Here is a 6536-nt window from a genome sequence, read left to right on the forward strand (position 1 = left end):
TGAAAAAAATTATCTTGTAGCATCACTTGGGGAAAGCCTGTTCATTTTCAATCCATATTTCCAGCTTACATAAGCAAAAACCTGATACAGCTTGTATTCAAATTTAATCCCGTAGTTTTCTCTGGAGTTGTAATCTATTCCGGATTCAATGATATTCCGGTATTTCCCTGAACTGTAGTAAGAATTCCATTCAGTAACCAGAAATGTATTCTTTGTTTTCAGATATGATTCGGAGTACTGGCTCATCGGTTTGGCTATAGCGTTCAAAAAGTAATCGAACTGGGTATCAATCACTGTGAGATCCCACTCGCCATCATCATTTTTAGAAGGCTTCATTTCGGACTTCTCTTCATCTTTCTTAGGTGTGTTTTGAGAAAAACAACTGAAAGGAAGAAACGTAAGGAGTACTATAACGATGAGATTTTTCATAATAAAACATTGATATATAAAATAAGCACTCAAAATGAGTGCCTAAGTTAATTTTTTATGGTTCTTTCTGAAGAATGACAAATGCCGGGAAGTGGTCACTGTATCCTCCTGTAAACTGGTCTCCGTTCCAGGATCTGAAAGGATAGCCTTTATAATTTCCTTCTTTATTGACTAAATAAGCCGGAGCAAAGATTTCAGCTTTGTACACTGAGTATTCTTTTGTTACCTGATCGGATACTAAATTTTTAGAAACAATGATCTGGTCAAACAGGTTAGGTGCATCCTGATAAGCTAGTGATGCAATACCTTTCTTATATAGAGGATACATTAGGTTGAGGTAGGGTGTTGTCTCGCTTAAGTCCTTAGGATTGGCAACAGCTTTTAAATGATTTTTTAAACTTGCACTCACCGGATCATCATTAAAGTCGCCCATTGCAAAAAGTTTTGTAGAAGGGTCTGCTGTTCTGATGCTGTCCATTTGTTGTTTCAATAGAGCTGCAGCTGCATTTCTTTTTGGCAATGAAACCGCTTCACCACCTCTTCTTGAAGGCCAGTGGTTCATAAAGAAGGCTACTTTTTCATTATCAAGGAAGCCAGTTACTATAAGGATGTCCCTGGTATATTCTCTTTTACCGTCATCACCGAAAACTTTCAGTTCTTTTTTCAAAGAGTTGGTTACCGTGAATCTTCTTTTCTGATAGATCAGGGCTACATCAATACCTCTGTAGTCATAAGAATTGTAATGTATGATTCCGTAATCATATTTAGCAAGAGCAGGTTGCTTTACAAGATCTTCAATCACCTGTCTGTTCTCTACTTCGATAAGTCCTACCACAGCAGGAGCTGTTTTTGTATACTGTGCACCAAGTTCAGCAATTACTTTGGCTTCGTTGGTAAGCTTTGCTTTGTAAATTTTAGTATTATAATTTTTGCCGCTTTTAGGGGTGAATTCTTCAGAGCCGCTTTGGTATCTTACTGCTTTTTTACCTTTTAACGCTCCGTCGCTCCATTGTCCTTCATACTTTTCTGCTTCTAAAAACTGAATGGAATCAATCGGGATGCTTCTGTGGAAAGCCGGATTACGGATGTCTTTAGTACCATCAATATAATCTGCAGAACGGATAGTGTCCCAAAGGTTTTCTACATTCAAAAAGCCAACAGCAGCCACTTTTCGCAGTTTCCCCTGTTGTGCAAAAGCCATTACCGAAAAAACGATGGCTATAAAACTTATAAATCTCTTCATCCTCTAGAGTATTAAAATTATTTAAACGACAAATTTACCTTTTTTTAATTCAACCCATTTTAAATATTTGTAAATTTAAAACAAGATAAAATAATTCTCTTATATAATGAATCATAAAAGCTTGCAATGTTAAGAAAAAATAATGTTAAAAAAGTTGTTAATTCTAAATTTTGACTAAATTTGTGCCCCCAACTTTTAAACTGTTGAAAACTAATAAGAAAAGTATTAAAAAAAATAAATATACTCATGATTAAAAAACTATCATTAGTCTCTTTATTTACTTTACTTCCAGCTTCATTCTATTTTGCGCAGACTACTGTATTCGCGTATCTTAAGGATGCTGATGGAAAGCCTGTTGAAAGGGCAGAAGTAGATCTTAAAGGGAGCGAAAATGATGTAACGGCTGATAAAATTGGATACTTCCAGTTTGTAGACCTGCAGCCGGGCCATTATCAAATTATGATTACGAAACCAAACTTCGAAACCAAAATGATGGAGTTTGACGTAGCTGATGAGAAAAGAAAGGATCTGGGGATTGTTACCCTATATTCTAATCTTACAAGCGCAGATCAAGGTTTAGCGATTATAGACAGCGATGGTGATGATGACGGCGACAGCGGTCAGGCTTCTACAGTAGGTTTGCTACAATCATCAATGGATGTATTCAGTAGAATTGCTGCGTTTGATTTAGGATTTTACTGGTTCCGTCCAAGAGGTATCGATGGAAGAACAGGTGAGTCTATGCTGAACGGTGTTTCTATGGTGAAATCTGATAATGGTAATGTTGACTTCAGCAACTGGGGTGGGCTAAACGAGATCACGAGATATCCGGAAATCGCGTCTAACCATTCCCCGTCTGAATATGCTTTTGGTGGAAACAGCTCTGTTGTTTATAAGAACACAAAAGCAAGTGAGTATAGAAAAGGATTCCAGTTTACACAATCCTTAACTAACAGAAACTACAGAAACAGAACCTCTTTACGTTATACCTCAGGAATGAGCAAGAAAGGATGGGCGTTTACTGTAATGGGAGCAAGAAGATGGGCTGAAGAAGGAATCCAGGAAGGAACTTTCTATGATGCTTACGGTGCTTACCTGGGGATAGAAAAGAAATTCAGTGACAGCCATACGATTACATTCAATGCGATCGGTGCACCATACAGAAGATCTACAGCCAGTCCAAGTACTCAGGAAGTCTATGACTACAGAGGGGTACATTACAACTCTTACTGGGGTTGGCAGGATGGAGAAAAGAGAAGCGAAAGAGTCCGAAAAGGATTCCAGCCACTTTTCCAGGTTCAGGATTTCTGGAAAATCAATAAGAATTCCAGCCTTTGGACGACTGCATCTTACCAGTTTGGAAAAGATAAAGGTTCACGTTTAGACTGGAATGGTGTTACCAATCCTTCTCCTGCCTATTATAGAAATTTACCGAGTTATTATCTTAACAGCATTGTTTATAATACAACCAATGGGACAGGGATACCTGATCCATCCCAGTATAACACTCTGTTGGATGCATATAATACAAGTTTATCAAACTGGCAGAATGGAGATCCGAATGTTACTCAGATCAACTGGGGACAGATCTACGCCAACAACCAAAAGAACGATGCTGCAGACCAGGCTGAAATGACCCGTCTTTACGGAATATCAGGGAAGCGTTCTAAAATATATCTGGTAGATGATGTAAGCGATGATAAGATCTTCAACGCTGGGACACACTACACGTACAACTTTAATGACCGTACGAAGTTTATCATGAACGTTTCTTATCAGAACTATAAATCTGAGCTTTACCGTGAAGTGAAAGATCTTTTAGGGGGTGATTATGCTATCGGTGTAGATCCATTTAAAGAATCAGCTAAGCCGGGTTCTACAGGATTCTATAACACGTTGGATCCTAACGTTCAGTTGAGAGTGGGAGACCGTATGACTTACAACTATATCCTGAGAAGACAGGAAGCAAAGGTAAATCCGGGACTGAAATTCTCTACAGGTAATTTCGATGTATTCGTTTCTGCTATGGCGGGATATTCTTCTTCAAACAGAGAAGGTCTTTTCAAGCATTATTTATATGAGAACTCTTACGGGAAAAGTAAAGATTACAATTTCTGGAACTTCGGTCTGAAAGGACAGGTGGTTTACCGTATCAACGGGCGTAACTTCTTAGTATATAACGGAGCGATGTACAACCAGGCACCATTCCTGGAAGATTTGTTTATCAATCCTAGAATTAACGCACTTGTTAATCCTAATATCAGAAGTACCGTATATACTGCCAATGATTTAAGTTATGTAATCAATACACCTTTCCTTAAATTAAGAGCATCTGGATATATTGTAGATACACAGAATGAAACCAATGTACAGAGATTCTTTGCAGACGGAATTCAATTGAGCAGTACCAATCCAGACGGATCTGTTTCTCAGGTACAGAGTGCATTCGTTACTCAGGTAATGTCCAATGTTGAGAAAAGAAATATGGGGGTTGAATTAGGTGTTGACCTGAAAGTTCTTCCTACTTTATCTTTACAGGGTCTTGCGAGTTTAGGTGAGTATACGTACAGAAATAATCCTGAAGTGTATCTGGTTTCTGATGCGTCAGGAAGTAGCGTGACTTCTTTTGGAAAGTCTTATTTGAAAGATTATAAGCAAGGGGGAACTCCTCAGCGTGCTTTCTCTTTAGGTTTCCGTTATAATAACCCTAAATACTGGTGGATAGGAGCAAACTGGAATTATTTTGATAACAATTATCTGGATCCGGCTCCGGCTTTAAGAACCAATAACTTTATTCAAAACCCATATTCAAGTACACCTTACCTGGGCCTTACTGATGGTGAAGTACGTGATATGCTGAAGCCTGTACAACTTCCTTCTGCATTTTTCTTAAATGCTAATGCAGGAAAATCATTCATGATTGGAAAGTATTATATATTATTGACGGCTTCTGTGAATAATATCTTAAATAACAAAAGGTTCATTACCGGAGGTTTCGAGCAGACCAGAGAAACGAAAGCTAATGATTTTGCTGCTGACTACTATGGTGGAGCACCTTCTTTCGGACCGAAATACTGGTACACTCAGGGACGTTCGTACTTTGTTAACTTACAATTCAGATTCTAATAAAAAATAAAAAAATAACAATGAATAATTTCACTAACTTTTTCAAAACGACATTCGTAGCAGTAGGTGTACTGTCTGCATTGTCTTCTTGTGTAAAGAATGATGATTGGGAAACACCTCCCATCGTTTGTTCAAATAAATTCGAGGCGCCTACCATTTCAATGGCTGATTTTGCCGCTCAGGCTCCTGCTACAGGATATAAATTAATTACTACAGATCAGATCTTCGACGGGTATATTGTTTCTTCTGATGCTCAGGGGAACTTCTATAAAACCATCTCTTTCCAGGATAAAACAGTTAATCCTACAGTAGGTCTTCAGATCGAAGTGGATAAAGCAAGTAACTTTGCTGATTTCCCGGTTGGGGCACACATCAGAATTAATGCGAAAGGATTACGTTTAGGACTTGACAGAGGGTCTATTAAACTTGGTTCTGAAGATCCGAACTTTGCGATCGGTAGAATTCCTCAGGCACTTGTTGGAAGATATGTTTCAGGAGTATGCTCAGGAAATGGGCTGGATATCCAGACACTTGTCCCTACAAAACTAAATTCATTAAATGATGCAAAGCAGGTTAATTTGATCAACACTTTAGTGACAGTATCTGATGTACAGTTCAATATCGGTGAGATCTTTCCGGTTCAGAAAAAATATCTTGATTATGATGCCGGAAACCAGGGATTGGATACGGATAGAAATATTGAAGATAAATTAGGAGGTACTGCAGTGATCAGAAACTCGGGATTCTTCAAGAGTGGAGGTGAACTTGTACCAAAAGGAAATGGTACCGTTACTTTCGTAGTAAGCAGATACAATACTACATGGCAGATGCTGATCAGAAGCTTATCTGATATTAACTTCACTGGAACAAGAGTAGATGCAACGCCGCCAAAAGGAGGTACTGAGATCGCTTATTCTGGTTCATTCCTTGAAAACTTTGAAAGCTATTCACTGACGCCTACTAACCTGGAAGTATATCCTAGGTATGTAAATGATGCGGTATTAGGAAACAGATACTGGCAGTTAAAGATTTTCAGCAGTAATAAGTATATCCAGTTGGGAGCTAACTCCGGTTCTGGAAACTATTTAACTTATTTTGCTGTACCTGTAGATTTTACAGCAGCCAATACAGTGAAGTTTGATGTTAATGTTGGATTCTGGAATGGTAATGCTTTAAAAGTTTACTATACCACCAACTATACACCACTTGGAGATATTACAACGGCAACGAAAACAGATATTACATCTGCATTTACAATTCCTCAGACGCCTGTTAGTGGTTACGGAACATTAGCTCCTGCGGGAACTTATACGTTACCTGCTGGATTAACGGGTAACGGATTTATCCTGTTTGAATATACCGGAGCATCTACCGGTGTTACCACTACTGTTCAGTTAGACAATATTCAGGTTCAGTAATCAATCTGATATTTTAAATACTGGCCGTCTTTTAGGAGACGGCCTTTTTATGTTGCGATAATTCATTTAACTTTGTCTTAAACGTAATGCCATGCAGGAAGATAAAATAATAAGGGGAATATTGATAACAGGAGTAGCGCTCCTTTTTATCTACTTATTTTTCTTTAAGTTGAGGATCGGTCCGCCTAATCAGCAGGGCAAACGCATGATAGAAGTCACATAAGATAGTATATAATTGTTTGATAATAAATAATTTATCATTAGTTTGTTGAGATAAAATATTGTATATTCATCTGATAATCAATAAATTAATTCATTAT

4 protein-coding genes are annotated in these 6536 nt (G+C 38.0%); 2 read left to right on the forward strand and 2 right to left on the reverse strand.

What is annotated here, in order from left to right; all coding sequences use genetic code 11:
- Positions 1-9: 9 nt before the first annotated feature.
- Both HHL23_RS21050 and HHL23_RS21055 read right to left on the reverse strand, forming a co-directional pair.
- Positions 10-429, reverse strand: coding sequence for a DUF6146 family protein (locus HHL23_RS21050; protein WP_169236703.1), 420 nt, complete (start codon positions 427-429; stop codon positions 10-12).
- Between the two features lie 55 nt (positions 430-484).
- Positions 485-1672: an endonuclease/exonuclease/phosphatase family protein gene (locus HHL23_RS21055; protein ID WP_169236704.1), complete on the reverse strand. Its 1188-nt coding sequence runs from the start codon at positions 1670-1672 to the stop codon at positions 485-487.
- Positions 1673-1918: 246 nt separating this feature from the next.
- Here HHL23_RS21055 and HHL23_RS21060 point away from each other — a divergent pair, with 246 nt between their 5' ends.
- Together HHL23_RS21060 and HHL23_RS21065 are read left to right on the forward strand one after the other, a co-directional pair.
- On the forward strand, positions 1919-4798 hold the full coding sequence (locus tag HHL23_RS21060) for a carboxypeptidase-like regulatory domain-containing protein (RefSeq protein ID WP_169236705.1): 2880 nt from the start codon (positions 1919-1921) through the stop codon (positions 4796-4798).
- Between the two features lie 20 nt (positions 4799-4818).
- Positions 4819-6216: a DUF5689 domain-containing protein gene (locus HHL23_RS21065; protein WP_169236706.1), complete on the forward strand. Its 1398-nt coding sequence runs from the start codon at positions 4819-4821 to the stop codon at positions 6214-6216.
- Positions 6217-6536 lie beyond the last annotated feature (320 nt).

Source organism: Chryseobacterium antibioticum (assembly GCF_012927325.1).
In the GTDB taxonomy this organism is placed as follows: Bacteria; Bacteroidota; Bacteroidia; order Flavobacteriales; family Weeksellaceae; genus Chryseobacterium; species Chryseobacterium antibioticum.

Bases quoted from the DNA above. Each gene is read 5' to 3' on its own strand.
- HHL23_RS21050 (WP_169236703.1), bottom strand. From the start codon at position 429: ATGAAAAATCTCATCGTTATAGTACTCCTTACGTTTCTTCCTTTCAGT.
- HHL23_RS21055 (WP_169236704.1), bottom strand. From the start codon at position 1,672: ATGAAGAGATTTATAAGTTTTATAGCCATCGTTTTTTCGGTAATGGCT.
- HHL23_RS21060 (WP_169236705.1), top strand. From the start codon at position 1,919: ATGATTAAAAAACTATCATTAGTCTCTTTATTTACTTTACTTCCAGCT.
- HHL23_RS21065 (WP_169236706.1), top strand. From the start codon at position 4,819: ATGAATAATTTCACTAACTTTTTCAAAACGACATTCGTAGCAGTAGGT.